Origin of the sequence: Oryzobacter telluris (genome assembly GCF_043099285.1) — a bacterium.
Lineage (GTDB): Bacteria > Actinomycetota > Actinomycetes > Actinomycetales > Dermatophilaceae > Oryzobacter > Oryzobacter telluris.
Map to the genome: position 1 here is coordinate 2,184,285 of NZ_CP170723.1, position 26,588 is coordinate 2,210,872.

Sequence of the window (26,588 nt, forward strand, 5' to 3'; positions counted from 1 at the left end):
ATGTGGCGGGCCACCTCAGGGAACGACCGTTGAGGCAGTCGGTCAGGGACCCGCCCGCCGACACCAGCAAGGAGACCACCGTGAGCATCCACGCAGACCCGCTGTTCATCACCGCCGAGGTCGAGCGCCGCCTCGAGCTCGCCGGCGTCCACCGCGACGGCCACCACCACGACGCCCCGGCGCCGCTGGCGCTGCACCCGCTCGCGTTGGTCGTCGCCCGGCTCGTCCGCGGACGCGGCCGGACCGCGTCGTCCCGCCCGGCCCCCGGGCCCGTCGCGACGCGCCGCCCCCGGCACCCGTGACCGCCGTCGCGTCGGTGGCGGGTGCCATGATCGGGGCCGTGCCGCCCCGTCCCGTCATCGAGCTCGTCGGTCGCGACGACGAGGTCGAGCGCGTCACCGCGGCGCTCGGCCAGGTGGGCGAGGGCGGTGCGGTCCTCGTCGGCGGCGACGCCGGCATCGGGAAGACCGCCCTCGTCGGGCGGGTCGTGGCCCGGGCCGGCGACCGCCGCATCCTTCTCGGCCACTGCGTCGGCGAGGTCGGCACGAGCCTGCCGTACCTGCCGTTCGTCGAGGTCTTCGCCGGCCTGGACGCCCGCGAGCGCGACCTCGTGGACGACCTCGTCGAGGCCCACCCGGGCCTGGTGCCGCTCGTGCCCCGGCTGGCCGCCGGCGCCCGTGGTGACGCCGTCCGGGCCGACCTCGTCGAGGCCGTCCACGGGGCCCTCGCCGACCTCGGCCGGCGCGGCCCGGTGCTCCTCGTCGTCGAGGACGTGCACTGGGCCGACGAGTCCACCCGCGAGCTCCTCACCCTCCTGTTCACCCGGGGCGGCCCCGACGGTGTGGGGCTCCTGGCCACCTACCGCAGCGACGACGTGCACCGCCGGCACCCGCTCGCCGGCGCCCTCGCGGTGTGGTCGCGCCTGCCCGGTCTGGTCCGGGTCGACCTCGGCCCGCTCGCCGACGCCGACGTACGGCGCATCGTCCGGCGCGACGGCGCGGCCCTGGCCCCCCGGGTCGTCGACGACGTCGTCCACCGCGCCGAGGGCAACGCCTTCTTCGCCGAGGAGCTCGCCGCCGCGGCCCGCTCCGGCTCCGGCGACCCCGGCGACCTCACCCGGCTCCTGCTGGCCCGGGTCGACCTGCTCGACGACGCCGCGCAGGGGGTCGTGCGTGTGGCGGCGGTCATCGGCCGACGGGTGCCTCACGCCCTGCTCGAGCGCGTCGCCGGCGTCGAGCCCGCAGTGCTGCGCGCGGCCCTGCGCTCGGCCGTCGAGCACCACGTCCTCGAGCCGTGGGGCGACCGCGGGTACGAGTTCCGGCACGCCCTCCTCGCCGAGGCCGTCACCGACGACCTGCTGCCCCACGAGCGCCTCCAGCTGCACCGCGCCAGCGCCGACGCCCTGCTCGACGACCCGTCGCTCGGCACCGAGGCCGACCTCGCCCGCCACGCCCTGGCCTCCGGCGACCGCGACCTCGCCCTCACCGCTGCCGTGCGGGCCGGCGACAGCGCCCGACGGATGGGCGGCCCGGCCGAGGCCCTCGCGCACTACGAGACCGCGCTCGGCCTCCTCGGCCCCGACCTCACCGACGGCCACGACCTCACCCTGCGGGCCGCCGGCGCGGCCAACGCCAGCGGTCGGCCGATGCGCGCCGTCGCCCTCCTCCGGGCGCGCCTGGCCACCGACGTCCCCACCCCGCACGAGCGCGCCGCCCTGCTCAGCGGCATCGCCTTCGCCTCCCGGATGACCGAGGAGCGGGTCGACCGCCTCGCCCTCACCGCCGAGGCCCTCGACCTCCTCGACGACGACGCCCCGGTGCCGCTGCGCGTGGGGCTGCTCGCCCGGCGCGCCGAGGCGCTGATGGACACGGGGTCCACGGCCGAGGCCCTCGAGGTCGCCGACGAGGCGATGGCCCTGGCGGTCGAGCACGACCTCACCGTCGACCGCACCGACCTCGCCTCCATCCTCGCCCGGCTCAGCGAGGTGGCCGGCGACCCGATGGAGTCGATCCGGCGGCTCGAGGGGATCGTCGCCGAGTGGCGCGACGTCCCGGACCTCGCCCTGCTGCGCGCCATGCACGTCCTCGCCGGCGTCCACTACCGGCAGGGCGAGTACGACGCGGCCCTGGCGGGCTACGAGCGCACCCACGCCGAGGCGCGCCGGGTGGGGCTCGGCTCGTCGGTGTTCGGTGTCGACGCCCGGGCCCTGGCCGTCACCACCGCCTACGAGATGGGGGACTGGGACACCGCGCTGCGCCTCGCCGAGGACTCCGCGTCCTCCGGGCTGCCCTCGTCGGCCGTCGCCAGCATCGAGGCCGCGGCCGCCTTCGTGCGCGCGGCCCGCGGCATCGCCACCGCCGACGAGCTCCTGTCCGCCTCCCGACCGTGGTGGGGCGACGACGGCCGCATCGCCGTGCAGGCGGGGTCGGCCGCGTTCGACGTGCTCGGGCGCGAGGGCGACGTCGACCGGATGCTCGAGGTGCACGACGACCTCGTCTCCTTCCTCCGCGGGCTCTGGGGCGTCGGCCGCGTGGCCGCCGAGGTCCGGCTCGGGGCCGTGGCGGTGGGGCACCTGGGCACCGCGCTGCGCGGTGCGTCGGCGGCGCGCCGGGCCGACCTCCTCGCCCATGCCGACCGGATCCACGTCGACGTCGCCGCCATCTGGGGGCCGGAGGCGGTGTTGCCGCCCCCGTCACTCGAGGGTCGCGCCTGGCTCGCCCGCGCGGAGGCCGAGTGGCTGCGCGCCCGCTGGGCGGCCGGCGCCGACGTCGCGCACGCCGAGCTCGTCACCGCGTGGCGCGACGTCGTCGCCCTGTTCGAGGAGCGGGTCGAGCCCTACGAGCTCGCCCGGTCCCGGTGGCGCCTCGCCGAGGTGCTGGCCGCGGCGGGGGAGCGCGAGGCGACCACCGTGGTCGACCTGGCCCGGGCGGCAGCGGCGGCCCTCGGTGCCCGTCCGCTGGTCGCGGCGCTCGACCACGTCGTGGCCCGGCCGTCGTCCACCGGCCTCACGGCCCGGGAGGCCGAGGTCCTCGCGCTGCTCGCCGAGGGCCGCTCGAACGGCGAGATCGGGCGCGCCCTCTTCATCAGCACCAAGACGGCGAGCGTGCACGTGTCCAACATCCTCGCCAAGCTCGGCGTCGCCTCGCGCGGTGAGGCGGTGGCGGTGGCCCGCACCGACGGGCTGCTCGACGGCTGACCCGTCGAGGCGTCGGACGTCAGCGCGTCCGCAGGCCCAGGTGGCCGTTCGTCAGCGCCACGACGAGCAGGCTGGCGCCGAGCATGTGCGCGACGACCAGCGCCTCCGGCAGCCCGGTGAAGTACTGCACGTAGCCGATGCCGCCCTGGGTGAGCGTCACGCCGAGCACCCCGAGCCAGGCCTTCGCCGGGCGGCGCTCGTCACCGGCGGTCAGCCGCGCCGCGAGCCAGGTCGCGACGACGAGGCCGAGGAACAGCATGACGACGTCGGCGTGCAGCCACGAGACGGTCCGCGCGTCGAAGCCGAACCGGGCGGGGTGCTCGGCATCGCCCGAGTGGGGGCCGGAGCCGGTGACGAGCGTGCCGAGCAGGAGGACGACACCGCCGACCGCCGTGGTCACCCACGCGAGGCGCGAGACCAGCGGCGGGACGAGGGCACGGCGCGGCGCTGCGGTCTCACCGCGCGCGAACCAGAGGGAGGAGGACGCGGCGACGAGCGTCATCGAGACGAGGAAGTGGGTCGCGACGGTGGCGGGGTGCAGCCCGGCGAGCACCGTGAGCCCGCCGAGGACGGCCTGCAGGATGACGCCACCGAGGACGACCGCCGCGGCGACCTTCATCGGGCGGCGCGGGGCCCGGACGAACACCAGGGCGAACGTCGCCAGCGCGAGGACCAGCAGCACACCGGTGAGGGTGCGGTTGCCGAACTCGATGTACTTGTGGATGCCCTCGGCCTGCTCGATCGTCGGAGTGATCGACCCGTCGACGCACTCGGGCCAGGTGGGGCAGCCCAGGCCGCTTCCCGTGACCCTGACCAGCCCGCCGGTGACGACGATCCCGACCTCGGCGACGAGGTTCGCGAGCAGCACCGGGCCGAGCCAGCGGTCCGCCGGGTGGGAGGACGCGGGGGTCTCGCGGGGCGTGGTGCTCGTGCTCGTCACGGCGACCAGCGTACGGCGGGTGGGACAGCCGGTCCGGGCGGCCCCCAGCCCGCCCGGACCGCCGGGCTCAGAGCGTCGGGGAGGCGTTCGCGACGAGCTCGCGGGCCAGGGCGGGGAACCACGCACCGGCCGCGGGGTCGACCACACCGCGCGCGGGGTCGAGCGGGCCGGCCGTGCCGCGGTGGCACTCACCGTCGGACTCACCCGGGACCTTCACCCAGAGGAAGGCGTCGGCGAGGGGGTTCCCGGTGATGGTCGTGGGCCGGGCCCCCAGCCCGCGGTCGAGCGGGTTGCACCAGGTCTCGGGCGCCGGGTACGTCGTGGTGGGGACCCAGGGCCCGCGCCCGTTGCGACTGGTGTCGACGACGAAGTGCTTCATCCGGGAGGGGTCGGGGGTCAGCTTCTTCGCGGCGTACAGCGCGGCGAAGGCGTCGTCGGTGCGCTGCCACGTCGACTCGTCCGCCGGGTCGGCGGGCCCGTACTGGCTCGGGCAGGACGCCGGTGCCACGCCGCCGCGCGTCGCGAGGTCGAGGCACCGGGACACCCAGCTGCCGAACCGCAGCTGGCGCGACGTGGTCTCGAAGTTCGACACGTTGAGGAAGAACCCGTCGGCCGCCCCGACGTTGGCGCGCATCAGTCGGTCGGCGACGTCGCCCACCGAGAGCCAGCCGGAGTGCGTGCCGTCGAGGTAGACCGCCGTCCGCGGGAGGTCGAGGATGCCGACCGCCCTGCTCAGCGCCCGGAAGCGCTCGGCCGCGGCGGTGGAGGGGTTGACGCCCGCGGGACGGCACCACGACTGCTCGCCGGTGACGGAGGTGAACCACGGGACGATGCCCAGGCCGTCGGGTTCGAGGATGACGACCGCCGGGTCCTGGCCGATGCCCTTGGCCAGCGCCGAGATCCACGTGACGTAGTCGGCCGTGGTGCGGGCGCCGCCGGCCGAGTAGGCACCGCAGTCGCGCAGGGGCAGGTTGTAGGCCACGAGCACCGGCACCGCGCCCGCCGCCCTGGCCCGGCTGACGACCTGCGCCGCGCCGGCCCGCACCTCGGCGGGGGTGCCCCCGGTGAACCAGGTGGCGCCGGGGAACGCCGCCAGGCGCAGGGCGTCGTCGCGGGCCTGCCCGCTGAGACCCGCCGCGGCAACCGCGATGGTGCTGTCGGGGTTGGTCCACAGCGGGGTGCCCGGGGCGATCACCGGCGGGGTGCTCCCGGAGCCCGGAGGCGCCGCCACCGCGGTGCCGGCCGACCCGGCCTCGACGCTCGCGACCACACCGAGGACGGCGAGCACCGCCGCGGCGACGGCGACGCGAGGTCGCCGTCCGGTGAGGTGTCGAAGCACGGGGCTCCTCCTTGGGTCAGCCCCCTGCCCAGGTGTGGAGCGCCATCCGACCGCGGGGCGGCGGGATGGCGGACCACCAGCGTGGGGCGCCGCCCGCGGCCGTGACCGACGAACGACGTTTTCCTGACCAACTCTTTACCCTTCCCAGCGGAAGGTCCGCAAGGCCGCCCCACCTGCGAGAACGCCCCACCCGACCAGCACGCCCCACGCGCCCCACGGCCACCCTCCGTCCGCCACGGAGGACCTCAGCGCGTCCCCCAGCGCCCCCGACGGCAGCAGCGGGGCCACCGTCGCGAGGGGGCCCGGCAGGAGCGCGGTCGGGACGAGCGTGCCCAGCCCGAGGAGCGCCACCCAGAGGAGGTTCGCCACCGCCAGGACCGCCTCGGCCCGCAGCGCCCCGGCCAGCAGCAGGGCGAGGGCCACGAACACCCCGGCGCCGAGGAGCAGGGAGAGGAGCGCCGGCAGGAGCCCGCCGACCACCGGACGGGCGCCCAGGGCCAGACCGATCCCGCCGAGCACGACCACCTGCACGGCGAGGACGGCCAGCACGGCCAGCGCCTTGCCGGCCAGCAGCCCGTCGCGCCCCAGGGGGGTGGACCCCAGCTGGCGCAGCACGCCCGCCCGGCGGTCGAACCCGGTGGCGATGGCCTGTCCGGTGAAGGCGGTCGACACGACGGCCAGCGCCAGCGTCCCGGCCAGCGCGAGGTCGGCGCGCGCCCCCGGGCCCAGGTCGGGCACCGAGGCCAGCGTCAGCCCCACCAGGGCCAGGGCCGGCAGCACGAGCGAGACGAGCAGCTGCTCGCCGTTGGCGAGGAGGGTCCGCGTCTCGAAGGCGGCGCGCGACAGGACCCGGCGGCGCGGGGGAGCGGCACCCATCAGGCCGCCCCGGTCGTCAGCGCGAAGTAGACGTCCTCGAGCGAGCGGTCGCCGCGCACGGCGTCGAGCGTGCCGTCGGCCACCACCCGGCCCGCCGCCATGATGACGACGTGGTCGGCCAGGCGCTCGGCCTCCTCGAAGGAGTGGGTGGTCACCACGACGCAGGCGCCCCGGTCGGCCTCCTCGCGCAGGAGCGACCAGACGTCGAGGCGGGCGTGCGGGTCGAGCCCGGCGGTCGGCTCGTCGAGGAAGAGGACGTCCGGGCGGGGGAGCAGGGCCGCGGCGAGGGCGACCCGCTGCCGCTGACCACCGGACATCCGGCGCACGGTCGTGCCCGAGAAGCCGTCGATGCCCAGGCGGGTGACGAGCTCGTCGACCCGCCGGGGGACGGCGTAGAGGTCGGCGAGGTGATCGAGCAGGCGCAGGGGCCGCACCGTGGTCGGCAGGCCGCCGTCCTGGAGCATGACGCCCACCCGCGCCCGGTGGTCGGGGCCGGCCCGCCAGGGGCCGGTGCCGAGGACGCGCACCTCACCGGCGTCGGGACGCCCGAGACCCTCGAGGCACTCGACGGTGGTGGTCTTCCCGGCGCCGTTGGGCCCGAGGAGCGCGGTGACCGAGCCCGACGAGGCACCCCACGTCGCCCCGTCGACCGCCGTGACGGGGCCGAACGCGCGCCGCAGGCCGCGCACGTCGACTGCACCCGCCATGGTCGGACATCCTAGGCTGGCGCCCATGCCACGCATCGACCGGGAGGCCGGACCCGCCACTGCGGTCGCCGCCGCACCCGCAGCCCTCGCCCTCGCTCTCGGACGACCCCGGACGGCTGCGGCCCTGGCCCTGCTCCCCGCCGCGGTCGCGGCCTTCTTCCGCGACCCCGACCGCACCCCCGACACCCGCCAGGTGCCGGTCGACGACGTCCTGTCGCCCGCCGACGGCAAGGTCATGTACGCCGGCGCCGGCCAGGACGGCGTCGCGCCGGAGGGGGAGTGGCAGCAGGTGAGCATCTTCCTGTCCGCGTTCGACGTCCACATCAACCGCACGCCGTACGGCGGCACGGTCACCGAGGTCGTCGAGCGCCCGGGGAAGTGGCTGGCCGCCTACAAGCACGAGAGCGCCCACCTCAACGAGCGCAGCGACATCACCGTCGAGCGGGTGGTCGGCGACGAGGTCCGCCGCGTGCACTTCCGCCAGATCGTCGGCCTGATGGCGCGCCGGGTCGTCACCCGGGTCAGCGCCGGCGACGAGCTCGCCACCGGTGAACGCGTCGGCCTGATGAAGTTCGGCTCGCGCATGGACGTCTTCGTCCCGCCGGAGTGCGACCTCCTCGTCAGCCAGGGCCAGCGGGTCGTGGCCGGCGAGACGGTCATCGCCCGCTGGACCCGCCCGGTCAGGGCGCAGGCGTGAGCACCCCGGCGGCCCCGGGCCGCAGACGCATCCTCGGGCGCTGGCGCCTGGTCTCCCCGACCGGCGCCAAGGTCGTCTCGCTGCGCCAGCTGCCCAAGCGCGAGCGGGCCCGCCTCCTCGCGCCGAGCGCGTTCACGACGTTGAACATGATGAGCGGCCTGTCGGCGGTGCTCCTGGCGTTCCGCGACCACTTCACCCTGGCCGCCGCCCTGATCGCCGTCTCGATCGTCCTCGACATCGCCGACGGGTTCGTCGCCCGCCTCATCGGGGCCACGTCGCCGTTCGGCCTCCAGCTCGACTCGCTGGCCGACCTCATCTCGTTCGGGCTGGCCCCGGCGGTGCTCATCCACACGTGGGCCCTCGACGAGTGGCCGGTCCTCGCCTGGCTGGCGGCCTTCCTCTGGCTGTCGTGCGCGGCGTTCCGGCTCGCCCGCTTCAACGTCACCATCGACCCGATGGCCGACAAGCGGTACTTCGTCGGCCTGCCCTCGCCCGGGGCCGCCATGGTGGTCGCGGCCACGATCCTCGCGCTCGACTCACCCCACTGGGGGCCCGGCTCGGGCCCGTGGCAGGCCTGGTTCCCGCTCCTCGTCTCGGTCGTGCCGGCGCTGCTGATGGTCGTCACGGTGCGGTTCCGCTCCTTCCGCAACCTCCTGCAACCCACGACGCCCCGGGCCAAGGCCACCACGGCCGCCGTCGCCGTGGCGATCGTCGTGGGCCTGGTCCTCGCCCCCGGCCTCACCGCCCTCGTCGTGGCCTACGGGTACGTCCTCACAGCGCCCCTGGGGGTGCTGTCCGCACCGGTGCGCGAGCGCCTGTTCGGCGCCGGCTCCGTCGCGCCGCCGCGCACGCGGATGCCCTCGGTCTTCCTCCCGATCGACGAGGACGCCGAGGAGGACGACGGCGAGGAGGAGGACGTGGAGGCCCCCGCCGAGGGCCACGTCGAGGGTTAGGCCACCCTTCCTTTGACGTCGCAGCGCAATTACCTAACATGGGTGTGTGGTTAATACCGATGTCCACACCCTCGAGTCGCGCACGCGCGACCGGGTGCTGCGCGTCGTGAGCCAGGAGGGCCCGGTGAGCATCCCGGCCCTCGTCGAGCGGCTCGGCCTCACCGAGACCGCCGTGCGCCGCCAGGTCGACGCCCTCCACGCCGACGGGCTCGTCGAACCGCGCGAGGCCACCGGCCCGCGCCGCCGCGGCCGCCCGGCCAAGGCGTGGGTCCTCACCGAGCACGGCCACCGCGCCCTGGTCAGCGACTACGACCACCTCGCCGGCGACGCGCTGCGCTTCATGCGGGCCACCGCGGGCGAGAGCGCCGTCAAGGCCTTCGCCGACCAGCGCATCGCGGCCCTCGAGGCGCGCTACGCCGACCGGCTCGCCTCCGCCGACGACACCACCGCCGCCCGGGCCGACGCCCTCGTCGACGCCCTCAACGCCGACGGCTTCGCCGCCTCCGCCCGACCCGTCGGCGCCCCCGGGAACAGCGGTCCCGGCGCCGGGGTTCAGCTGTGTCAGGGCCACTGCCCGGTCCAGCACGTCGCCACCGAGTTCCCCGAGCTGTGCGAGGCCGAGACCGAGGCCTTCTCCCGACTCCTCGGCGTCCACGTCCAGCGCCTCGCCACGCTCGCCCACGGCGACCACGTCTGCACGACCTTCGTCCCCACCTCGACCACGTCCCCGACCACCGAGAGGCCCTCGTCATGACGAGCCACATCGAAGAGCTCAACCCCGGTCTGAAGGACCTCGGCACCTACGCCTTCGGCTGGGCCGACAGCGACACGGCCGGCGAGACCGCCCGCCGCGGGCTCAACCCCGAGGTCGTCAGCGACATCTCGGCGCGCAAGAGCGAGCCGCAGTGGATGCTCGACCTGCGCCTGAAGTCGCTGCGCCTGTTCGACAAGAAGCCGATGCCCAGCTGGGGCTCGGACCTGTCCGGCATCGACTTCCAGAACATCAAGTACTTCGTGAAGTCCACCGAGAAGCAGGCCACCTCCTGGGAGGACCTGCCCGAGGACATCAAGAACACCTACGACCGGCTCGGCATCCCCGAGGCCGAGAAGCAGCGCCTCGTCGCCGGCGTCGCCGCCCAGTACGAGTCGGAGGTCGTCTACCACCAGATTCGCGAGGACCTGGAGGAGAAGGGCGTCATCTTCGTCGACACCGACACCGGCCTGCGCGAGCACGAGGACCTGTTCCGCGAGTACTTCACCTCGGTGATCCCCGCCGGCGACAACAAGTTCGCCGCGCTCAACACCGCCGTGTGGTCGGGTGGCTCGTTCATCTACGTCCCGCCGGGCGTGCACGTCGACATCCCGCTGCAGGCCTACTTCCGGATCAACACCGAGAACATGGGCCAGTTCGAGCGCACCCTGATCATCGCCGACGAGGGCTCGTACGTGCACTACGTCGAGGGCTGCACCGCGCCGATCTACAAGAGCGACTCGCTGCACTCCGCGGTCGTCGAGATCATCGTCAAGAAGAACGCCCGCGTCCGGTACACGACCATCCAGAACTGGTCGAACAACGTCTACAACCTCGTCACCAAGCGCGCCACGTGTGCCGAGGGCGCCACGATGGAGTGGATCGACGGCAACATCGGCTCCAAGGTCACGATGAAGTACCCGGCCGTCTTCCTGCTCGGTGAGCACGCGCGCGGCGAGACCCTGTCCATCGCCTTCGCCGGCGAGGGCCAGCACCAGGACGCCGGCTCCAAGATGGTCCACGCCGCCCCCAACACGAGCAGCCAGATCGTCAGCAAGTCGGTCGCCCGCGGTGGCGGCCGCACGTCGTACCGCGGACTCGTCCAGATCCTCGAGGGCGCGCACGGCTCGAAGAGCTCGGTCGTCTGTGACGCCCTGCTCGTCGACACGATCTCCCGCTCCGACACCTACCCCTACGTCGACATCCGCGAGGACGACGTGCAGATGGGCCACGAGGCCACGGTCTCCAAGGTGTCCGAGGACCAGATGTTCTACCTCATGTCCCGAGGCATGTCGGAGGAGGAGGCCATGGCGATGATCGTCCGCGGCTTCGTCGAGCCGATCGCCAAGGAGCTCCCGATGGAGTACGCCCTCGAGCTCAACCGGCTCATCGAGCTGCAGATGGAAGGAGCAGTGGGCTGATGTTCACCCCACGAAGTTCTTCCTCCGCTCCGCTCCCCCAGATACTTCGCGAGGTCCCCGAACAATGTCCCTGCTGACCCCCCAGCGCCCCACCGCGGGCGCCCACACCGACAGCGCCGCGACGATGGTCCCGAACCAGTCGCGCGCCGAGCGGACCACCTCGTTCACCGTCGCCGACTTCCCCACGCCCCACGGGCGCGAGGAGGAGTGGCGCTTCACGCCGGTCGACCGGCTCGGGGCGCTCTTCCACGACGCCGCGACCGGCGCCCACCTGCGCTGGGAGCAGACGCTCCCCGACGGCGTCGCCCTGTCCACGATCTCGCTGGAGGAGGCCCGCGCCGCGGGCGTCCCCGCGCCGAGTGACCGCGCGGCCGCGGTCGCCGCCGCGCACAGCGGAGGCGCGGCCCTGCTCGAGGTCCCGGCCGACGCCGAGGTCGACGAGCCGATCCGCGTGCGCCTCACCGGCGAGGGCGAGGTCGTCCACGGGCACCTCGTCATCAAGATCGGGCGCTTCGCCCGCGCCACGGTCGTCCTCGAGCACACCGGCACCGCCGAGTACGCCGAGCTCGTCTCGGTGCTCGCCGGCGACGGCAGCCAGGTCACCGTCGTCTCGGTCCAGGAGTGGACCGGCGACGCGCACCACCTCGCGCAGCACGACGTCGTCGTCGGTCGCGACGCCTCGGTGCGGCACATCGCCGTCACCATCGGCGGTGGCATCGTCCGGCTCAACACCAACGCGTCGTACACCGGCCCCGGCGGGTCCTTCGAGGGCCTCGGCGTCTACTTCGCCGACGCCGGCCAGCACCTCGAGCACCGGCTCTTCGTCGACCACGAGGCGCCGCACTGCACGAGCAACGTCGAGTACAAGGGCGCCCTCCAGGGCGACACCGCGCACACCGTCTGGGTCGGCGACGTCCTCATCCGCGCGAGCGCCGAGGGCACCGACACCTACGAGCTCAACCGCAACCTCGTCCTCACCGAGGGCGCGCGCGCCGACTCCGTCCCCAACCTCGAGATCGAGACCGGGGAGATCAAGGGAGCCGGGCACGCCTCCGCCACAGGGCGCTTCGACGACCAGCAGCTCTTCTACCTCATGGCCCGTGGCATCCCCGAGGACGAGGCGCGCCGTCTCGTCGTCCGTGGATTCTTCGCCAGCGTCGTCGCACGCATCGGCGTCCCCGAGGTCCAGGAGCACCTGATGGAGGCCATCGAGCTCGAGCTGTCCGGCGGTGCCGCGTGAAGTCCCCCCGAAGTTCTTCCTCCGCTTCGCTCCCCCAGATACTTCGCGAGGACCCCAGATGAGCGAGCAGCTGACCGACACCGGGTTCACCCGGGTCTGCCGCCTCGACGAGCTGCCCCCGGTCGGGGCCGCCCTCGCCGAGATCGAGGGCCGGCGCGTCTCCATCGTCCGCACCGACGACGGCGCGGTCCACTGCGTCGACGACACGTGCAGCCACGCCAACGTCTCGCTCTCCGAGGGCGAGCTCGACGGCTGCCAGCTCGAGTGCTGGCTCCACGGCTCGCGCTTCGACCTGCGCACCGGTGAGCCCACGGGCCCGCCGGCCATCACCCCCATCGCCGTCCACACCGTCCGCATCGAGGGCGACGACGTCTTCGTCGCGCTGTCCGAGGAGATCTGAACCATGTCCACCCTTGAGATCAAGGACCTGCACGTCAGCGTCGAGACCGAGGAGGGCGCCAAGGAGATCCTCCGCGGCGTCACCCTGACCATCGAGTCCGGCCAGACCCACGCGATCATGGGCCCCAACGGCTCGGGCAAGTCCACGCTGGCCTACTCGGTCGCCGGCCACCCCAAGTACACGATCACCTCCGGCACCGTCACCCTCGACGGCGAGGACGTCCTCGCGATGAAGGTCGACGAGCGCGCCCGCGCCGGCCTCTTCCTCGCGATGCAGTACCCCGTCGAGGTCCCCGGCGTCTCGGTGTCGAACTTCCTGCGCACCGCCAAGACCGCCATCGACGGCGAGGCACCCAAGCTGCGCACCTGGGTCAAGGACATGAAGTCCGCCATGGGCAACCTGCGCATGGACCCCGCCTTCGCCGAGCGCAACGTCAATGAGGGCTTCTCCGGCGGCGAGAAGAAGCGCCACGAGATCCTCCAGATGGAGCTGCTCCGCCCGAAGATCGCGATCCTCGACGAGACCGACTCCGGCCTGGACGTCGACGCCCTGCGCGTCGTGTCCGAGGGCGTCAACCGCGCCAAGGAGAGCACCGGCGCCGGCGTCCTGCTCATCACCCACTACACGCGGATCCTGCGCTACATCAAGCCCGACTTCGTCCACGTCTTCGTCGACGGCAGGATCGCGGAGGAGGGCGGCCCCGAGCTCGCCGACCGCCTCGAGGCCGAGGGCTACGACCGCTTCCTGCCCGAGCCCGCCGCGGCGGTCGAGGCCTGAGATGACGGCCGCCCCCTTCACCGACGAGGAGCTGGCCCGCATCCGGGCCCAGTTCCCCATCCTGACGCGCACGGTGCGCGGGGGGCACCCGCTGGTCTACCTCGACTCGGGTGCGACCTCGCACAAGCCGGTCCGGGTCCTGGACGCCGAGCGCGACTTCTACGAGCGCACCAACGCCGCCGTCCACCGCGGCGCGCACCAGCTCTCCGAGGAGGGCACCGACGCCTACGAACGGGCCCGCGACACCATCGCGCGGTTCTTCGGGGCGGCGGCCGGTGAGGTCGTCTTCACCCGCAACGCCACCGAGGCCATCAACCTCGTCGCCTACGCCTTCACCAACGGCACGCACGGCGGCGGGGGCGGCCACGGCGACCGGTTCGCGCTCGGTCCCGGCGACGAGGTCCTCGTCACCGAGATGGAGCACCACGCCAACCTCATCCCGTGGCAGGAGGCGTGCCGCCGCACCGGTGCCACGCTGCGCTGGGTGCCGCTCACCGACGACGGCCGCCTCGACCTCACCGACCTCGACTCGCTGCTCACCGAGCGCACCAAGGTCTTCGCGTTCACCCACGTGTCGAACGTCCTCGGGACGCTCAACCCGGTCAAGGAGCTCGTCGCCCGGGCGCACGCCGTGGGGGCGCTCGTCGTCCTCGACGCGTGCCAGTCGGTGCCCCACCTGCCGGTCGACGTCCACGACCTCGACGTCGACTTCCTCGCCTTCTCCGGCCACAAGATGTTCGGCCCGCTCGGCATCGGCGTCCTCTGGGGCCGCGCCGAGCTCCTCGACCAGATGCCGGTCTTCCTCACCGGTGGCTCGATGATCGAGACCGTGACGATGGAGGGCTCCACCTACGCGCCCGCGCCGCAGAAGTTCGAGGCCGGGGTGCCCGTCGCGGCCCAGGCCGTGGGGCTCGCCGCCGCGTGCGACGTCCTCACCGAGCTCGGCCTGGACCGCGTGCACGCCCACGAGCAGGCGCTCACCCGCCGGCTCGTCGAGGGCCTGCGGTCCCGGCCGTGGGTCACCGTCCTCGGACCGGAGGACTACTCCGAGCGCGGGGGAGCGGTGGCGTTCGTCGTCGACGGCGTCCACGCCCACGACGTCGGCCAGGTCCTCGACGACCGCGGCGTCGCCGTGCGCGTCGGCCACCACTGCGCGTGGCCGCTGCACCGGGCGCTGAAGGTCCAGGCCAGCTCGCGCGCCAGCTTCGCGGCCTACACGACCCCGGCCGAGGTCGACGCCCTCCTCGAGGCGCTCGACCGCGTGCCCGCCACGTTCGGGCTGGAGGTGGCGGTCTAGATGGACCTCTACCAGGAGCTCATCCTCGAGCACTACAAGCGTCCCGTGCGGGCCGGCCTGCGCGAGCCCTTCGAGGCCGAGGTCCACCACGTCAACCCCACCTGCGGCGACGAGGTGACCCTGCGGGTCCACCTCGCCGGCGACGGGTCCGACGCCACGGTCGAGGACGTCTCGTACGACGCGATGGGCTGCTCGATCAGCGTCGCGTCGGCGTCGATCCTCGCCGAGGAGATCACCGGCGGCTCCGTCGCCCACGCCCGCGAGACCGTCGAGGCGATGCGCTCGATGCTCACGAGCAAGGGCGAGGACCCCGGCGACGAGGACGCCATCGGCGACGGTGTCGCCCTCTCCGGGGTCGCGAAGTACCCCGCCCGTGTCAAGTGCGCCCTCCTGTCGTGGATGGCCTTCACCGATGCCCTGCACCAGGCGCAAGGAGCGAACTCATGACCCAGACCAGCACCCCGGCCAACGTGGCCGACGTCGAGGAGGCCCTGCGCGACGTCGTCGACCCAGAGCTCGGCATCAACGTCGTCGACCTCGGCCTCGTCTACGGCATCACCGTCGACGGCCAGAACCACGCCGTCATCGACATGACGCTGACGTCGGCGGCCTGCCCGCTCACCGACGTCATCGAGGACCAGACGCAGCAGTCCCTCGAGGGCCTCGTCGCGTCCTACCGCGTCAACTGGGTCTGGATGCCGCCGTGGGGCCCGGACAAGATCACCGACGACGGCCGCGAGCAGCTGCGCGCCCTCGGCTTCAACATCTGAGGTGACCACCCGCGTCGTCGAGGTCGCCCCCGACCGGTTCGACGGCTGGCTCGAGCGCTTCACCGCCAACAACCCCGACGGCCCCCAGCGGGTCGTCGGGGTCGTGCGTTTCGACCACGACCCCGTGGCGCTGCTCCTCGTGCGCCGTGGCGGCTACGCCGTCGGGGTCGGGAACGGCGCCCGTCTCGTGACCCACAAGGTGGGCACGCGCTACGTGCAGTCGCGCACCGCGGCCGGTGGCTGGAGCCAGCAGCGCTTCGCCCGGCGTCGCGCCAACCAGGCCGACGAGCTCGTCGGGGCCGTCACCGAGCACGCGGTGCGGCTGCTCGTGGGGTCACAGGCCCGCGGCCTGGTCGTCGGTGGTGACCGCACCCTCGTCACCGCCGTCCTCGAGGACGCGCGCCTCGCCGGGCTGCGTGACCTCCCGCGCCGCGAGGTCCTCGACCTCCCCGACCCGCGGCTCGACGTGCTCACCAGGGCCCTCGAACGCGGGCGCGCGGTGCACGTCACCATCGAGGAGTGAGCGTGGGGCGCAGGTTAGCCTTCGGCCATGAACCGAACCGTCAGCGTCGTCCTGGGTGTCGTGCTCGTCCTCGTCGGGCTGCTGTGGACGCTGCAGGGGCTCGGCGTCGTGGGCGGCAGCGTGATGTCCGGGGTGACGTTCTGGGCCGTGGTCGGTCCGGTCGTGGCCCTGGGCGGCCTGTTCCTCGTCGCCGTCGGTGGGCGTCGGCGCTCGGGGGATTGACCGCGCGCACCGGCGTTGGGACGCTGGCCGGGGACGGGTGACCCGTCCACCGGCACGACCGAGGGGCGCACCATGGCGGCGAGCACGAGGCACGACTCCGGCCTGGCCCACGCGTTCACGGTGACGGCCGACGGGGTCCAGCTGGCCGGGGTCACCGGGGTGAGCGGGATCGGGGTCGAGCGCGACGCCATCGAGTTCCGTGAGGGGAACGACGACTCCGGCACGCGGCGGCTCCCCGGTCGGGCGAAGGGCGGCGACGCCGTCCTCACCCGCGGACTCTCCACCGACCCGGCCTTCGAGTCGTGGGCGCGGGCCGCGGGAGCCGACGGCGCCGCGGTGGCCACGCGCGACGTGCGGATCCGGTTCTTCGACCGGCACGGGGCTCCGGTGCGCGCCTACCGGCTGGTGCGGGCCTGGCCCCGGCGCTTCGAGGTCGCCGGGTCCACGACGGCGGGCTCGCCGGGCCTGCTCGAGGTGCTCACCCTCTCGTACGACGCCTGCGTCCCCGAGTGACGTCTCGCTGACCCGTCCCACCCACCGCCTGACCCACCCCAGACCCGACCCACCCAGCGCCTGACCCACCCCAGACCCGACCCACCCAGCGCCTGACCCACCCCAGACCCGACCCACCCAGCGCCTGACCCACCCCAGACCCGACCCACCCAGCGCCTGACCCACCCCTGACCTGACCCCACGAGCGCCTGGCCCACCGACCGCCCCACGCCGCTCCTGCCCGTCGCCTGTCCCGCCGCGCACCTCCTTGCGGGCTCTGGTCCACTCGGCGGGATGGCGACGATCTGCCCGGATGGCGTGGCGATCGCGACGCCATCCGGGCAGGTGGACCAGAGCCGACCGGGTGGACCAGAGCCCGCACGAGAGGGGCTGGGGCGGCGCGACCTCCGGCCGACCGGGCAGGATCGGAGAAGCGCCGGGGTGGGCCACCGGGTCAGGCTGGGTCCGACAGCACGACGACCCACGACGGAAGGACGGCCATGAGCCCCTCAACGACGACCACGAAGACCACCAGTGCCACGCGGGGGTCGGGCGCCTTCACGACCGAGGAGAAGGCCGCGATGAAGGCGCGCGCCGCGGAGGCACGGGCCGAGGAGCGGGCGAGCCGGAGTGCCGCGAAGGCCGCGGAGAAGGCCGAGGAGGACCGCGCGGCCTGCGAGGCGAAGATCGCCGAGCTGGACGACGCCGACCGGGTCCTCTGCGAGCGGCTCCACGCCGTCATCACGACGAACGCCCCCGGCCTGGCCCCGCGGCTCTACTACGGCATGCCGGCGTACGCCAAGGACGGCGCCGTCCTGTGCTTCGTCCAGCCGGCGGCGAAGTTCGGCACCCGCTACGCCACCCTCGGCTTCACCGACGTAGCGATGCTCGACGACGGCTCGTTCTGGCCCAACGCCTGGGCGATCACGACGCTCACCGCCGCCGACGAGGAGGAGGTCGCCGCCCTCGTGCGCCGGGCCGTCGGCTGAACCACGATGACACCGACCCGCTGCTCCCCGACTCGTAGGGGGGCAGCGGGTCGGCTGCTCTTCTAGTTGACCGAGTCGACGGAGAAGGTGTCGCAGCGGTTGAGGTCGCCGGTCTTGTAGCCCTGGAGGAACCACCGCTGGCGGGCGGCCGCGGAGCCGTGGGTCCACGTCTCGGGGTTCACCTGGCCCTGCGTCTTCTCCTGGATCCGGTCGTCACCCACCGACTCGGCGGCCGACAGCGCGTCCTTGATGTCCTGCTCGGTGAGCGGCTTGAGGAAGGGGGTGCCGGTGTCGGCGTCGTTCGTCGAGCTCGCCGACTTGGCCCACACGCCGGCGAGGCAGTCGGCCATCAGCTCGATGCGCACACCGGGCGACTCGGGGCCGGTGCCGCCCTGCTGGGCGCGTCCGAGGAGGCCGAGCTGGTCCTGGAGTGCGTGGCCGTACTCGTGCGCCACCACGTACTCCTGCGCGAGCGGCCCTCCGCTGGACCCGAACTGCTTCTCGAGGATGTCGAAGAAGCTCGCGTCGATGTAGACGCTCTTGTCGAGCGGGCAGTAGAACGGGCCGACCTGGTTGCTCGCCGTGCCGCACTGCGACTGGGTGGACCCGCTGTAGAGGACGGTCTGCGTCTCCTGCCACTCCTTGCCGTACCGGGGGAGGGCGGTGGTCCAGTACGCCTGGACCGAGTTGACGGTGCCGACCATGCGGCACTCGACGCTGCGGTTGGCGTCGGCGCCGGTCTTGCAGTCGGCGAACGCGTTGGAGTCGGTGGAGCCCCCGGGCTGGACCTGGCCCTGGTCGGGCTGTCCGCCGCCCGTGGGCAGGTCGCTGGGGTTGATGCCGAAGACGAGCGCGAGGATCAGCATGATGATGCCGCCCAGGCCGCCGCCCACGACGAGGCCGCCGGGTGCCCCGCCACCGCCGCCACCACCACGCACCTGTCCGGTGTCGAGGGTGACGTTGTCGTTGAAGCTCATGCGGGCCTCCGGCGCCTGCTCGGTGGACAGTGGACTGCTCAGCGCCACTTAGACTAGGGGTCGCCACCGCTCGCCGTGCCCTCCGCTGCACGCCGCCGACCGTGTCCGACTCCACCGAAGGAACCCATCGTGATCACCGCTGCCTCCGTCGAGCTGCGCGCGGGCTCCCGCCTGCTCCTCGACGACGCCAGCTTCCGCGTGGCTCCGGGCGACCGCATCGGCCTCGTCGGCCGCAACGGCGCGGGAAAGACCACGCTGACCAGGACCCTGGCGGGCGAGACGACCCCCGCGGGCGGCACGATCACCCGCAGCGGTGACGTCGGCTACCTCCCGCAGGACCCGCGCGGCGTCGACCTCGAGATCATCGCGCGCGACCGCGTCCTGTCGGCCCGCGGCCTGGACACCATCGTGCGCGACCTGCGCAGGGCCGAGCACGCGATGTCGACCGAGACCGGGGAGATGCAGGACAAGGCGATGCGCCGCTACGGGCGCCTCGAGGCCGAGTTCACGGCTGCCGGCGGGTACGCCGCCGAGTCCGAGGCCGCGGCCATCGCCGGCGCGCTCGGCCTCGACGAGCGGGTGCTGGGCCAGACCCTCGGCACCCTGTCCGGTGGCCAGCGTCGCCGCATCGAGCTCGCCCGCATCCTCTACTCCGGCGCCGAGACCCTGCTCCTCGACGAGCCGACCAACCACCTCGACGCCGACTCCATCACCTGGCTGCGCGACCACCTCAAGGGCTACAAGGGCGGCCTCGTGGTCATCTCGCACGACGTCGAGCTGCTCGACGCCGTGGTCAACAAGGTCTTCCACCTCGACGCCAACCGCGGCGAGCTCGACCAGTACAGCCTGGGCTGGAAGGCCTACCTCCAGCAGCGCGAGACCGACGAGCGCCGTCGCAAGCGCGAGCGCGCCAACGCCGAGAAGAAGGCCGGCGTCCTCATGGCGCAGGCCGACAAGATGCGCGCCAAGGCCACCAAGACGGTCGCCGCGCAGAACATGGCCCGGCGGGCCGAGCGGCTGCTGGCCGGCCTGGAGACCGAGCGGGTGCACGACAAGGTCGCCAAGCTGCGCTTCCCGAAGCCCTCGCCCTGCGGCAAGACGCCCCTTCGCGCGAGCGGGCTGTCGCGCTCGTACGGGTCGCAGGAGATCTTCACCGACGTCGACCTCGCCATCGACCGCGGGTCCCGGGTCGTCGTCCTCGGCCTCAACGGTGCGGGCAAGACGACCCTGTTGCGGATGCTCGCGGGCGTCGACGACCCCGACACTGGGCAGGTCGAGCCGGGCCACGGCCTCAAGATCGGCTACTACGCGCAGGAGCACGAGAACCTCGACGTCTCGCGCAGCGTGCTGCAGAACATGAAGTCGGCGGCCCCGGACCTCGGTGAGACCGACGTGCGCAAGGTCCTCGGCTCGTTCCTCTTCAGCGGCGACGACGTCGACAAGCCGGCGGGCGTGCTCTCCGGCGGCGAGAAGACCCGCCTGTCCCTCGCCCTGCTCGTCGTCTCCTCGGCGAACGTGCTGCTGCTCGACGAGCCCACGAACAACCTCGACCCCGCGTCGCGCGAGGAGATCCTCGGGGCGCTGCGCACCTACGAGGGCGCCGTCGTCCTCGTGACGCACGACGAGGGCGCGGTCGACGCCCTCGAGCCCGAGCGCATCCTCCTGCTGCCGGACGGCGTCGAGGACCTGTTCAGCGCCGACTACCGCGACCTGGTCACCCTCGCCTGAGTCGACAGTTCGGTAACCATGTGGTTACCTGTTCGTCGTGGACGTCTTCGCCGCGATCGCGGACCCGGTGCGCCGCGACCTCCTGCGGGCCCTGAGCCGGGGGAGCGCGCGGGTCGCCGACCTCGCCGCGGCCCACCCCATCAGCCGACCGGCGGTGAGCAAGCACCTGCGGGTGCTGGGGGAGGCCGGGCTGGTCGAGGCCGACGACGTGGGCCGCGAGCGCCACTACCGGCTGCGGCCGGGGCCGCTGGAGGCCGTCCGCGCCCTCCTCGACGAGCTGGGGACCCCGGCGCTGCGCCCGCCCGTCGTCGCCGGCGCCCTGGACGCGCTCGACCTCGAGGTGCGCCGCGTCGGCCGCGACCGCCGCTCCGCCACCGCCACCGCCACGACATCGACGGCCACGTCGTCCACCACGCACCGACCCACCGAGGAGACCGCATGAGCACCGACGGCACGACCACCCCCGAGGCCCTGGCGCCCGTCGGCCGGCGGGAGGACCGCGACGGCACGGCCCACGTCGTCATCGAGCGCACCTTCCGCGCGCCGGTCGAGGACGTCTGGGCCGCCGTCACCGAGCCGGAGCGGCTCGTGCGCTGGATCGGGACGTGGAGCGGCGACCCGACCAGCGGGACGGTCGACTTCCGGATGACGGCGGAGGGCGAGGACATCGAGGCCGCGCCCGTGACGGTGCACGAGTGCGACCCGCCGCACCGGCTCGTCGTCAGCTGGCCGGCGATGTCGTCGGGTGGCGCCGCGTGGCACGTCGAGCTCGACCTGGCCGAGGCCGACGGCACCACGACGCTGTCCTTCGCCCAGCGCATCCCCGACCTCGCGACCGGGCGGGACGTGGGGCCGGGCTGGGAGTACTACCTCGACCGGCTCGTCGCCGCCGAGACCGGTGGTGCCGTGGAGACGGTGGTCTGGCCGCACTACGAGGGGATGTCGTCGCACTACGCCGCGCTCTTCGACGACCTGAGAGGTCCCACCGCCTGATCCCGCGCGACCGGGGGCGGCCGCGGCCATACTGCGGACATGACCCGACGGCGCCTCCTGCCCGCGGTGGTCGCCGGACTCGGCGCACTCCTCGTGGCGAGCGCCTGCGTGGCTCCCGGAGGACGTGCCGCGCCCACCGCGTCGGTCACCACCTCGACGTCGCCCACGAGCGCCGTGCCGACCGCACCCGCGACGGCGGGCGCAGCGGCACCCTCCGTCCGGTTCTCGGCGGTGGGCGACATCGGCTCGAGCACCGCGGCCTCCGCCGTCCTCAAGGCCATCGGAGCCCGGCACGGCGACTTCACCCTCGCCCTCGGTGACCTGTCCTACGGCGCCGCGGGCGCGGAGGACACGTGGTGCCGGTTCGTCACGAGCCGGGTCGGGACCACGCACCCCTTCGAGCTCGTCTCCGGCAACCACGAGTCGAACGGCGCCAACGGGCACATCGACCGCTTCGTGCGGTGCCTGCCCAACCGGCTCCCCGGGCTCGTGGGCACCTACGGCCGCCAGTGGTACGTCGACCAGCCGGCCGGGGCGCCCCTCGTCCGGGTCGTCATGGTCTCGCCCGGCCTCGACTTCGGCAGCGGTCCGTGGTCGTACGCGGAGGGCACCGCGCGGTACCGGTGGCTGGAGGCCGCGGTCACCGGGGCCCGTGCGGCCGGCATCCCGTGGGTCGTCGTCGGGATGCACAAGCCGTGCCTGTCGGTGGGGGAGTACTCCTGCGACCCGGGTGCCGACGTCGTCGAGCTGATGATGCGGACCGGGGTCGACCTCGTCCTCACCGGTCACGAGCACCTCTACCAGCGCACCAAGCCGCTGGCCCTCGGGCTGGGCTGCCAGGTGGTCCGCCCCGGCGTCTTCGTGCGGGCCTGCTTCGCGGCCCACGACGGGACGACCTTCGTCACCGTCGGCACCGGGGGGATCCGGCTGCGGGCGGCGAGCTCGACCGACACCGAACGCCGCTACTTCGCCACCGTCAGCGGGAGCAACACGAAGCCGTCGCACGGGTCGCTCGACGTCGTGGTGACCCGCGACCGGCTCACCGCGACCTTCGTCCCCGTGTCCGGCGGCACGTTCACCGACCAGGTCGTCCTCACGCCCTGAGGTCGCGGTCCGGCCGACGCGTGGAACAGGTGTCGGCGCGCGGTGGTTGACTGCAGGCGAGACCCCGAGGAGACCCCGCAGTGAGCATGCACGCATGGCAGGCGATGCACAGCCTGAGCCGCGACGCCGACGTCAAGGAGCGCAAGCTGGCGCCCGGCACGACGAAGCGGGTCCTCGGCTACGCCCGGCCCTACACCAGGGCGATCACGGCCTTCCTCGCCCTCGTCGTCGTCGACGCCTGCCTCGTGGTGGCGACACCGCTGATCCTCCGGTCCCTCGTCGACGACGGCGTCATCCCCAAGGACTCCGGGGTGGTCGTGCGGCTGGCCCTGCTCGTGGCCGGCATCGCGGTCCTCAGCGGGGTCCTCACCCTCGTCCAGCGCTGGTTCTCCTCGCAGATCGGCGAGGGCCTCATCTACGACCTGCGCACCGAGGTGTTCGGGCACGTCCTACGCCAGCCCGTGGCGTTCTTCACCCGCGCCCAGACCGGCGCGCTCGTCACGCGGCTCGGCAACGACGTCATCGGCGCGCAGCAGGCCTTCACGTCGGTGCTCTCCACCACCGTGAGCAACGCGGTCTCGCTCGTCCTCATCATCGGGGCGATGCTCACGCTGTCGTGGCCGCTCACCCTCGCGTGCCTCGCCCTCGTCCCCGTCTTCCTCCTGCCCGCGCGCTACATGGGCCGCCGCCTCGCCGGCATGGCGCACGAGCAGATGAACCTCAACGCCGACCTCGGCACCCGGATGAGCGAGCGGTTCAACGTCGCCGGGGCCCTGCTCGTCAAGCTGTTCGGCCGGCCGGCCACCGAGGACCGCGAGTACGCCGTGCGCGCCGCGGGGGTCCGCGACATCGGGGTCCGCATCGCCCTGACCCGCACGATCTTCTTCGTCGCGCTCACCCTCGTCGCCTCGCTGGCCACGGCGATGGTCTACGGGGTCGGCGGCGTGATGGCCGTGGGCGGCAGCCTCACCGTCGGCACCCTCCTCGCGCTCACCGCCCTCCTGGCCCGGCTCTACGGCCCGCTCACCGCGATCTCCAACGTCCGCGTCGACGTCCTCACCGCGCTGGTGTCCTTCGAGCGCGTCTTCGAGGTCCTCGACCTCGAGCCCCTTGTCGCCGAGGCACCCGACGCCCGCGCCGTGCCCGCGGGCCCGGTGCGCGTCGACGTCGAGCACGTCGCCTTCTCGTACCCGTCGGCCGACGAGGTGTCGCTCGCCTCGCTCGAGTCCACGGCCACGGGTGACCGCAAGGGCAGCGGGCCGGTGCTGCGCGACGTGTCGTTCACCGTCGAGCCCGGCAGCCTCGTGGCGCTCGTCGGCCCGAGCGGTGCCGGCAAGACGACCATCACGGCCCTCGTCGCCCGGCTCTACGACCCGTCCTCGGGGTCGGTGCGCATCAACGGCCTCGACCTGCGCGAGGCCACCCTCGAGTCCCTCCACGACGCGGTCGGCGTCGTCACCCAGGAGGCCCACCTCTTCCACGACACCATCCGCGCCAACCTCGACTACGCCGCACCGGGCGCCACCGAGGAGCAGATGGAGGCCGCGCTGCGCGCCGCCCAGGTGTGGCCGCTCGTCGACTCGCTGCCGTCCGGGCTCGACACCGTCGTCGGCGACCGCGGGCACCGGCTCTCCGGCGGGGAGAAGCAGCGCCTGGCCATCGCGCGGCTGCTGCTCAAGGGTCCCGGTCTCATCGTCCTCGACGAGGCCACGGCGCACCTCGACAGCGAGTCCGAGCAGGCCCTCCAGCGGGCGCTGGACCACGCGCTGCGCGACCGGTCGGCACTCGTCATCGCCCACCGCCTGTCCACCGTCCGGCACGCCGACCAGATCCTCGTCGTCGACGACGGCCGCATCGTCGAGCGCGGCACCCACGCCCAGCTCGTCGAGTCCGGCGGCCTGTACGCCGAGCTCTACCGCACCCAGTTCTCCGACGACCTCGAAGAGGTCCTCGACGGCGCCTGACGCCGAGCTACTCGTCCTCCTCGTCCCAGATGCGGGTCTTCTTCGGCGTCGACGGGTAGCGCACCGGGTCCTCCAGCCGCAGCTCGCGCCGGATGCCGAACCACACGAGGACGAACCCGAGGACCGTCGCGAGCCACCACTGGTAGGCGTAGGCGAGGTGCGGACCCAGGCTCCGGTCGGGCTCGCCCAGCGGCGTGGGCCGCGGGGGAGTGGTGCCGTCGGGGAGCCGCTCCGACTCCAGCTGCACGTACCCCGGCAGGACGCCCGGGGACCCCAGGACGGTGCCGACCTCGCGCAGGTTGATGCTCGCCACCTGCCCGTCGGGGAGGTCCCGCCCGCGGGACGCCTCACCGCGGCGCACCCAGCCGGTGACCACCACCTCGCCGGTCGGCGCTGAGGGGACCGCCGGGAGCGTGCTCGCACCTCGCTCGGAGACCGGGACCCAGCCGCGGTCGACGACGACGTCGGGTCCGCCGGCGTCGGGACGCAGCACCCAGAGGACCTCGTACCCGGCGCGGCTGTCCAACGTGCGGTTGCGCACGAAGACCGGGCCACCGCCGTAGCTGCCGGTGACCTGCACCCGGGTCCACTCGTCGGCCAGCGGGAGGCCGGCGGGGGTGAGCACCGAGGGGACCGGCACCGGGTCGGCGCGGTAGTGCGCGTCGAGCCGGGCGTTGCGCTCGGACTTGGCCTCGTGGCGGTGGTACTGCCACCAGCCGAGGTGGTAGCTCGCGACGGAGAAGAGCGCGGCGAGGAGGAGGGCGCCCAGCCACCGGGGGGTGAAGAGCCGCCTGAGCACGCTGTCACGCTACGCGACGTACATTGGAGCCCTATGACCGACCTGCCAGCCCCCCGCCTGCTCGACCGATTCGGTCGGGTGGGTCGAGACCTGCGCGTCTCGGTCACCGACCGCTGCAACCTGCGCTGCACCTACTGCATGCCCGCCGAGGGCCTGGACTGGCTCAGCAAGCCCGAGATGCTCGACGACGACGAGCTCGTCCGGCTCGTCGCGGTCATGGTGGGACTGGGGGTCGCCAACGTCCGGCTCACCGGTGGGGAGCCGCTGCTGCGCCGCAGCCTCGTCGACGTCGTGCGCCGCATCGCTGCCCTGGAGCCGCGCCCGCGGATCGCGATGACGACCAACGGCATCGGCCTCGACCGGCTCGCCGCGCCGCTCGCCGAAGCCGGTCTCGACCGCGTCAACGTCAGCCTCGACACCGTCGACCGCGCCCAGTTCCAGGACCTCACCCGTCGCGATCGCTTCGCCGACGTCGAGGCCGGGCTCAAGGCGGCCGCCGACGCCGGGCTCACCCCGGTGAAGGTCAACGCCGTGGCGATGCGCGGCGTCAACGACACCGGCGTCGCCGACCTCCTCGGCTGGTGCCTCGACCGCGGCTACGAGCTGCGCTTCATCGAGCAGATGCCGCTCGACGCCCAGCACGCCTGGGACCGCTCGCTCATGGTGTCGCAGGCCGAGATCCTCGAGCGGCTGGGGGAGCGGTTCCGCCTCACCCCCGTGCAGGAGCGCGGCAGCGCCCCCGCCGAGCTCTTCCTCGTCGACGGCGGGCCCGAGACCGTCGGCGTCATCGCCAGCGTCTCGGCGCCCTTCTGCGCGGCCTGCGACCGGGTCCGGCTCACCGCCGACGGCCAGCTGCGCAACTGCCTGTTCTCGCGCCGCGAGGTCGACCTGCGCGCGCCACTGCGCGCCGGCGCCACCGACGCCGAGCTGGCGCAGCTCGTCATCGACGAGATGTGGGCCAAGGCCGCTGGGCACGGCATCGACCGGCCCGACTTCGAGCAGCCCGAGCGCCCGATGTCCGCCATCGGCGGCTGACCGACACCGTCACGGCGTCAGCCGCGCGGGGTCTCCTCGTGCGGCTCCTCGTGGGGAGCGGCACCGATGCGGGGCGTGTGGTCGATCCCCGGCAGGACCGGCCGCACCCGGCCCACGACGCCCGGCCGCACCGCGTTGGCCGCGACCACGGCGATGAACGGCAGGAACACCGCCAGCGCGGCGAACACCCAGCGGATCGGGTGGTCGATGACGACGAGCAGGACGAAGCACGCCGTGCGGAGCCCCATGGTCAGCAGGTAGTGCTTGAGACGCCGGGCCTGGTCCTCGGTCCGCGACTCCACAGCCGTGGTCACCGACTGCGGGGAGTCGTGACGATGGCGGGTCAGTGGCACCCGTCCACTGTATGTCGCCCGCTTCCGGCTACCCAGCGGTAGTCC

Annotated in this window: 29 protein-coding genes; 22 read left to right on the forward strand and 7 right to left on the reverse strand. The window is 73.6% G+C overall.

Annotated features, from left to right (window positions below; all coding sequences use genetic code 11):
- Positions 1–80 precede the first annotated feature (80 nt).
- Positions 81–302: a hypothetical protein gene (locus tag ACFLFB_RS09960; protein ID WP_392542017.1), complete on the forward strand. Its 222-nt coding sequence runs from the start codon at positions 81–83 to the stop codon at positions 300–302.
- A gap of 38 nt (positions 303–340) precedes the next feature.
- Positions 341–3,196, forward strand: a complete 2,856-nt coding sequence (locus ACFLFB_RS09965) for an AAA family ATPase (protein ID WP_392542018.1) — start codon at positions 341–343, stop codon at positions 3,194–3,196.
- Positions 3,197–3,215: 19 nt separating this feature from the next.
- Here the strand turns inward: ACFLFB_RS09965 and ACFLFB_RS09970 are convergent, their stop codons facing one another.
- The 4 genes from ACFLFB_RS09970 to ACFLFB_RS09985 form a co-directional block, all read right to left on the reverse strand.
- Complete coding sequence (locus ACFLFB_RS09970) at positions 3,216–4,136, reverse strand: heme A synthase (protein ID WP_392542019.1); 921 nt, start codon at positions 4,134–4,136, stop codon at positions 3,216–3,218.
- Positions 4,137–4,203: 67 nt separating this feature from the next.
- Complete coding sequence (locus ACFLFB_RS09975) at positions 4,204–5,475, reverse strand: glycoside hydrolase family 6 protein (RefSeq protein ID WP_392542020.1); 1,272 nt, start codon at positions 5,473–5,475, stop codon at positions 4,204–4,206.
- Between the two features lie 135 nt (positions 5,476–5,610).
- Positions 5,611–6,351 (reverse strand): ABC transporter permease, encoded by a 741-nt coding sequence (locus ACFLFB_RS09980; RefSeq protein ID WP_392542021.1) that lies wholly within the window; start codon positions 6,349–6,351, stop codon positions 5,611–5,613.
- On the reverse strand, positions 6,351–7,058 hold the full coding sequence (locus ACFLFB_RS09985) for an ABC transporter ATP-binding protein (RefSeq protein ID WP_392542022.1): 708 nt from the start codon (positions 7,056–7,058) through the stop codon (positions 6,351–6,353). Before ACFLFB_RS09985 ends, ACFLFB_RS09980 begins: the two co-directional genes overlap by 1 nt.
- A 25-nt stretch (positions 7,059–7,083) precedes the next feature.
- On the opposite strand from ACFLFB_RS09985, the gene ACFLFB_RS09990 reads away from it, so the two are divergent.
- From ACFLFB_RS09990 to ACFLFB_RS10055, 14 genes are all read left to right on the forward strand, one after another.
- Complete coding sequence (locus ACFLFB_RS09990; protein WP_392542023.1) at positions 7,084–7,755, forward strand: phosphatidylserine decarboxylase; 672 nt, start codon at positions 7,084–7,086, stop codon at positions 7,753–7,755.
- Complete coding sequence (pssA, locus tag ACFLFB_RS09995) at positions 7,752–8,708, forward strand: CDP-diacylglycerol--serine O-phosphatidyltransferase (protein WP_392542024.1); 957 nt, start codon at positions 7,752–7,754, stop codon at positions 8,706–8,708. Before ACFLFB_RS09990 ends, pssA begins: the two co-directional genes overlap by 4 nt.
- Before the next feature lie 46 nt (positions 8,709–8,754).
- Entirely contained in the window at positions 8,755–9,462 is a 708-nt protein-coding gene (locus tag ACFLFB_RS10000) for a helix-turn-helix transcriptional regulator (protein ID WP_392542025.1), read from the forward strand.
- On the forward strand, positions 9,459–10,880 hold the full coding sequence (sufB, locus tag ACFLFB_RS10005) for a Fe-S cluster assembly protein SufB (protein ID WP_392542026.1): 1,422 nt from the start codon (positions 9,459–9,461) through the stop codon (positions 10,878–10,880). The genes ACFLFB_RS10000 and sufB overlap by 4 nt, the downstream gene beginning before the upstream one ends.
- A gap of 64 nt (positions 10,881–10,944) precedes the next feature.
- A complete protein-coding gene (sufD, locus tag ACFLFB_RS10010) occupies positions 10,945–12,120 on the forward strand; it encodes a Fe-S cluster assembly protein SufD (protein WP_392542027.1) in 1,176 nt (391 codons plus the stop codon).
- Positions 12,121–12,178: 58 nt separating this feature from the next.
- The gene (locus ACFLFB_RS10015) at positions 12,179–12,520 is read left to right on the forward strand and encodes a non-heme iron oxygenase ferredoxin subunit (protein ID WP_392542028.1); all 342 of its coding nucleotides are present in this window, start codon (positions 12,179–12,181) and stop codon (positions 12,518–12,520) included.
- Positions 12,521–12,523: 3 nt separating this feature from the next.
- Positions 12,524–13,297 carry a Fe-S cluster assembly ATPase SufC gene (gene sufC / locus ACFLFB_RS10020; protein WP_392542029.1) on the forward strand — a complete coding sequence of 258 codons (774 nt, stop codon included), beginning with the start codon at positions 12,524–12,526 and terminating at the stop codon, positions 13,295–13,297.
- Between the two features lies 1 nt (position 13,298).
- Positions 13,299–14,594 carry a SufS family cysteine desulfurase gene (locus ACFLFB_RS10025; protein WP_392542030.1) on the forward strand — a complete coding sequence of 432 codons (1,296 nt, stop codon included), beginning with the start codon at positions 13,299–13,301 and terminating at the stop codon, positions 14,592–14,594.
- A complete protein-coding gene (gene sufU, locus ACFLFB_RS10030) occupies positions 14,595–15,041 on the forward strand; it encodes a Fe-S cluster assembly sulfur transfer protein SufU (protein WP_392542031.1) in 447 nt (148 codons plus the stop codon).
- The gene (locus ACFLFB_RS10035; protein WP_159899145.1) at positions 15,038–15,364 is read left to right on the forward strand and encodes a metal-sulfur cluster assembly factor; all 327 of its coding nucleotides are present in this window, start codon (positions 15,038–15,040) and stop codon (positions 15,362–15,364) included. Before sufU ends, ACFLFB_RS10035 begins: the two co-directional genes overlap by 4 nt.
- A 1-nt stretch (position 15,365) precedes the next feature.
- The gene (locus tag ACFLFB_RS10040) at positions 15,366–15,887 is read left to right on the forward strand and encodes an acVLRF1 family peptidyl-tRNA hydrolase (protein WP_392542032.1); all 522 of its coding nucleotides are present in this window, start codon (positions 15,366–15,368) and stop codon (positions 15,885–15,887) included.
- A 27-nt stretch (positions 15,888–15,914) separates the two neighbouring features.
- Positions 15,915–16,109 (forward strand): hypothetical protein, encoded by a 195-nt coding sequence (locus tag ACFLFB_RS10045; RefSeq protein ID WP_392542033.1) that lies wholly within the window; start codon positions 15,915–15,917, stop codon positions 16,107–16,109.
- Between the two features lie 72 nt (positions 16,110–16,181).
- Positions 16,182–16,622, forward strand: a complete 441-nt coding sequence (locus ACFLFB_RS10050) for a phage tail protein (RefSeq protein ID WP_392542034.1) — start codon at positions 16,182–16,184, stop codon at positions 16,620–16,622.
- Positions 16,623–17,101: 479 nt separating this feature from the next.
- Positions 17,102–17,590, forward strand: coding sequence for a hypothetical protein (locus ACFLFB_RS10055; RefSeq protein WP_392542035.1), 489 nt, complete (start codon positions 17,102–17,104; stop codon positions 17,588–17,590).
- A 62-nt stretch (positions 17,591–17,652) separates the two neighbouring features.
- Here ACFLFB_RS10055 and ACFLFB_RS10060 read toward each other — a convergent pair whose 3' ends face one another.
- Entirely contained in the window at positions 17,653–18,567 is a 915-nt protein-coding gene (locus ACFLFB_RS10060; protein ID WP_392542036.1) for a neutral zinc metallopeptidase, read from the reverse strand.
- 129 nt (positions 18,568–18,696) lie between these two features.
- Between ACFLFB_RS10060 and ACFLFB_RS10065 the strand changes: the two genes are divergently transcribed.
- The 5 genes from ACFLFB_RS10065 to ACFLFB_RS10085 all read left to right on the forward strand — a co-directional run bounded on the left by ACFLFB_RS10065 (position 18,697) and on the right by ACFLFB_RS10085 (position 24,356).
- Positions 18,697–20,295 carry an ABC-F family ATP-binding cassette domain-containing protein gene (locus ACFLFB_RS10065; RefSeq protein WP_392542037.1) on the forward strand — a complete coding sequence of 533 codons (1,599 nt, stop codon included), beginning with the start codon at positions 18,697–18,699 and terminating at the stop codon, positions 20,293–20,295.
- 37 nt (positions 20,296–20,332) lie between these two features.
- A complete protein-coding gene (locus tag ACFLFB_RS10070; RefSeq protein ID WP_392542038.1) occupies positions 20,333–20,737 on the forward strand; it encodes an ArsR/SmtB family transcription factor in 405 nt (134 codons plus the stop codon).
- Positions 20,734–21,288: an SRPBCC family protein gene (locus tag ACFLFB_RS10075; RefSeq protein WP_392542039.1), complete on the forward strand. Its 555-nt coding sequence runs from the start codon at positions 20,734–20,736 to the stop codon at positions 21,286–21,288. Before ACFLFB_RS10070 ends, ACFLFB_RS10075 begins: the two co-directional genes overlap by 4 nt.
- A gap of 39 nt (positions 21,289–21,327) precedes the next feature.
- The gene (locus ACFLFB_RS10080) at positions 21,328–22,392 is read left to right on the forward strand and encodes a metallophosphoesterase (RefSeq protein ID WP_392542040.1); all 1,065 of its coding nucleotides are present in this window, start codon (positions 21,328–21,330) and stop codon (positions 22,390–22,392) included.
- Positions 22,393–22,478: 86 nt separating this feature from the next.
- Positions 22,479–24,356 (forward strand): ABC transporter ATP-binding protein, encoded by a 1,878-nt coding sequence (locus ACFLFB_RS10085; RefSeq protein WP_392545410.1) that lies wholly within the window; start codon positions 22,479–22,481, stop codon positions 24,354–24,356.
- A gap of 7 nt (positions 24,357–24,363) precedes the next feature.
- On the opposite strand, the gene ACFLFB_RS10090 is transcribed toward ACFLFB_RS10085, so the two are convergent.
- Positions 24,364–25,155, reverse strand: coding sequence for an SURF1 family protein (locus tag ACFLFB_RS10090; RefSeq protein WP_392542041.1), 792 nt, complete (start codon positions 25,153–25,155; stop codon positions 24,364–24,366).
- 33 nt (positions 25,156–25,188) lie between these two features.
- On the opposite strand from ACFLFB_RS10090, the gene moaA reads away from it, so the two are divergent.
- Positions 25,189–26,190, forward strand: a complete 1,002-nt coding sequence (gene moaA, locus ACFLFB_RS10095) for a GTP 3',8-cyclase MoaA (RefSeq protein ID WP_392542042.1) — start codon at positions 25,189–25,191, stop codon at positions 26,188–26,190.
- A 17-nt stretch (positions 26,191–26,207) separates the two neighbouring features.
- Here moaA and ACFLFB_RS10100 read toward each other — a convergent pair whose 3' ends face one another.
- On the reverse strand, positions 26,208–26,543 hold the full coding sequence (locus ACFLFB_RS10100) for a DUF3099 domain-containing protein (protein WP_392542043.1): 336 nt from the start codon (positions 26,541–26,543) through the stop codon (positions 26,208–26,210).
- Between the last annotated feature and the right edge of the window lie 45 nt (positions 26,544–26,588).

Coding starts and splice junctions, on each gene's coding strand:
- ACFLFB_RS09980 (WP_392542021.1), bottom strand. CDS start 6,351: ATGGGTGCCGCTCCCCCGCGCCGCCGGGTCCTGTCGCGCGCCGCCTTC.
- ACFLFB_RS09985 (WP_392542022.1), bottom strand. CDS start 7,058: ATGGCGGGTGCAGTCGACGTGCGCGGCCTGCGGCGCGCGTTCGGCCCC.
- ACFLFB_RS09990 (WP_392542023.1), top strand. CDS start 7,084: ATGCCACGCATCGACCGGGAGGCCGGACCCGCCACTGCGGTCGCCGCC.
- sufB (WP_392542026.1), top strand. CDS start 9,459: ATGACGAGCCACATCGAAGAGCTCAACCCCGGTCTGAAGGACCTCGGC.
- sufD (WP_392542027.1), top strand. CDS start 10,945: ATGTCCCTGCTGACCCCCCAGCGCCCCACCGCGGGCGCCCACACCGAC.
- ACFLFB_RS10015 (WP_392542028.1), top strand. CDS start 12,179: ATGAGCGAGCAGCTGACCGACACCGGGTTCACCCGGGTCTGCCGCCTC.
- sufC (WP_392542029.1), top strand. CDS start 12,524: ATGTCCACCCTTGAGATCAAGGACCTGCACGTCAGCGTCGAGACCGAG.
- ACFLFB_RS10025 (WP_392542030.1), top strand. CDS start 13,299: ATGACGGCCGCCCCCTTCACCGACGAGGAGCTGGCCCGCATCCGGGCC.
- sufU (WP_392542031.1), top strand. CDS start 14,595: ATGGACCTCTACCAGGAGCTCATCCTCGAGCACTACAAGCGTCCCGTG.
- ACFLFB_RS10035 (WP_159899145.1), top strand. CDS start 15,038: ATGACCCAGACCAGCACCCCGGCCAACGTGGCCGACGTCGAGGAGGCC.
- ACFLFB_RS10045 (WP_392542033.1), top strand. CDS start 15,915: ATGAACCGAACCGTCAGCGTCGTCCTGGGTGTCGTGCTCGTCCTCGTC.
- ACFLFB_RS10050 (WP_392542034.1), top strand. CDS start 16,182: ATGGCGGCGAGCACGAGGCACGACTCCGGCCTGGCCCACGCGTTCACG.
- ACFLFB_RS10055 (WP_392542035.1), top strand. CDS start 17,102: ATGAGCCCCTCAACGACGACCACGAAGACCACCAGTGCCACGCGGGGG.
- ACFLFB_RS10060 (WP_392542036.1), bottom strand. CDS start 18,567: ATGAGCTTCAACGACAACGTCACCCTCGACACCGGACAGGTGCGTGGT.
- ACFLFB_RS10075 (WP_392542039.1), top strand. CDS start 20,734: ATGAGCACCGACGGCACGACCACCCCCGAGGCCCTGGCGCCCGTCGGC.
- ACFLFB_RS10080 (WP_392542040.1), top strand. CDS start 21,328: ATGACCCGACGGCGCCTCCTGCCCGCGGTGGTCGCCGGACTCGGCGCA.
- ACFLFB_RS10085 (WP_392545410.1), top strand. CDS start 22,479: ATGCACGCATGGCAGGCGATGCACAGCCTGAGCCGCGACGCCGACGTC.
- moaA (WP_392542042.1), top strand. CDS start 25,189: ATGACCGACCTGCCAGCCCCCCGCCTGCTCGACCGATTCGGTCGGGTG.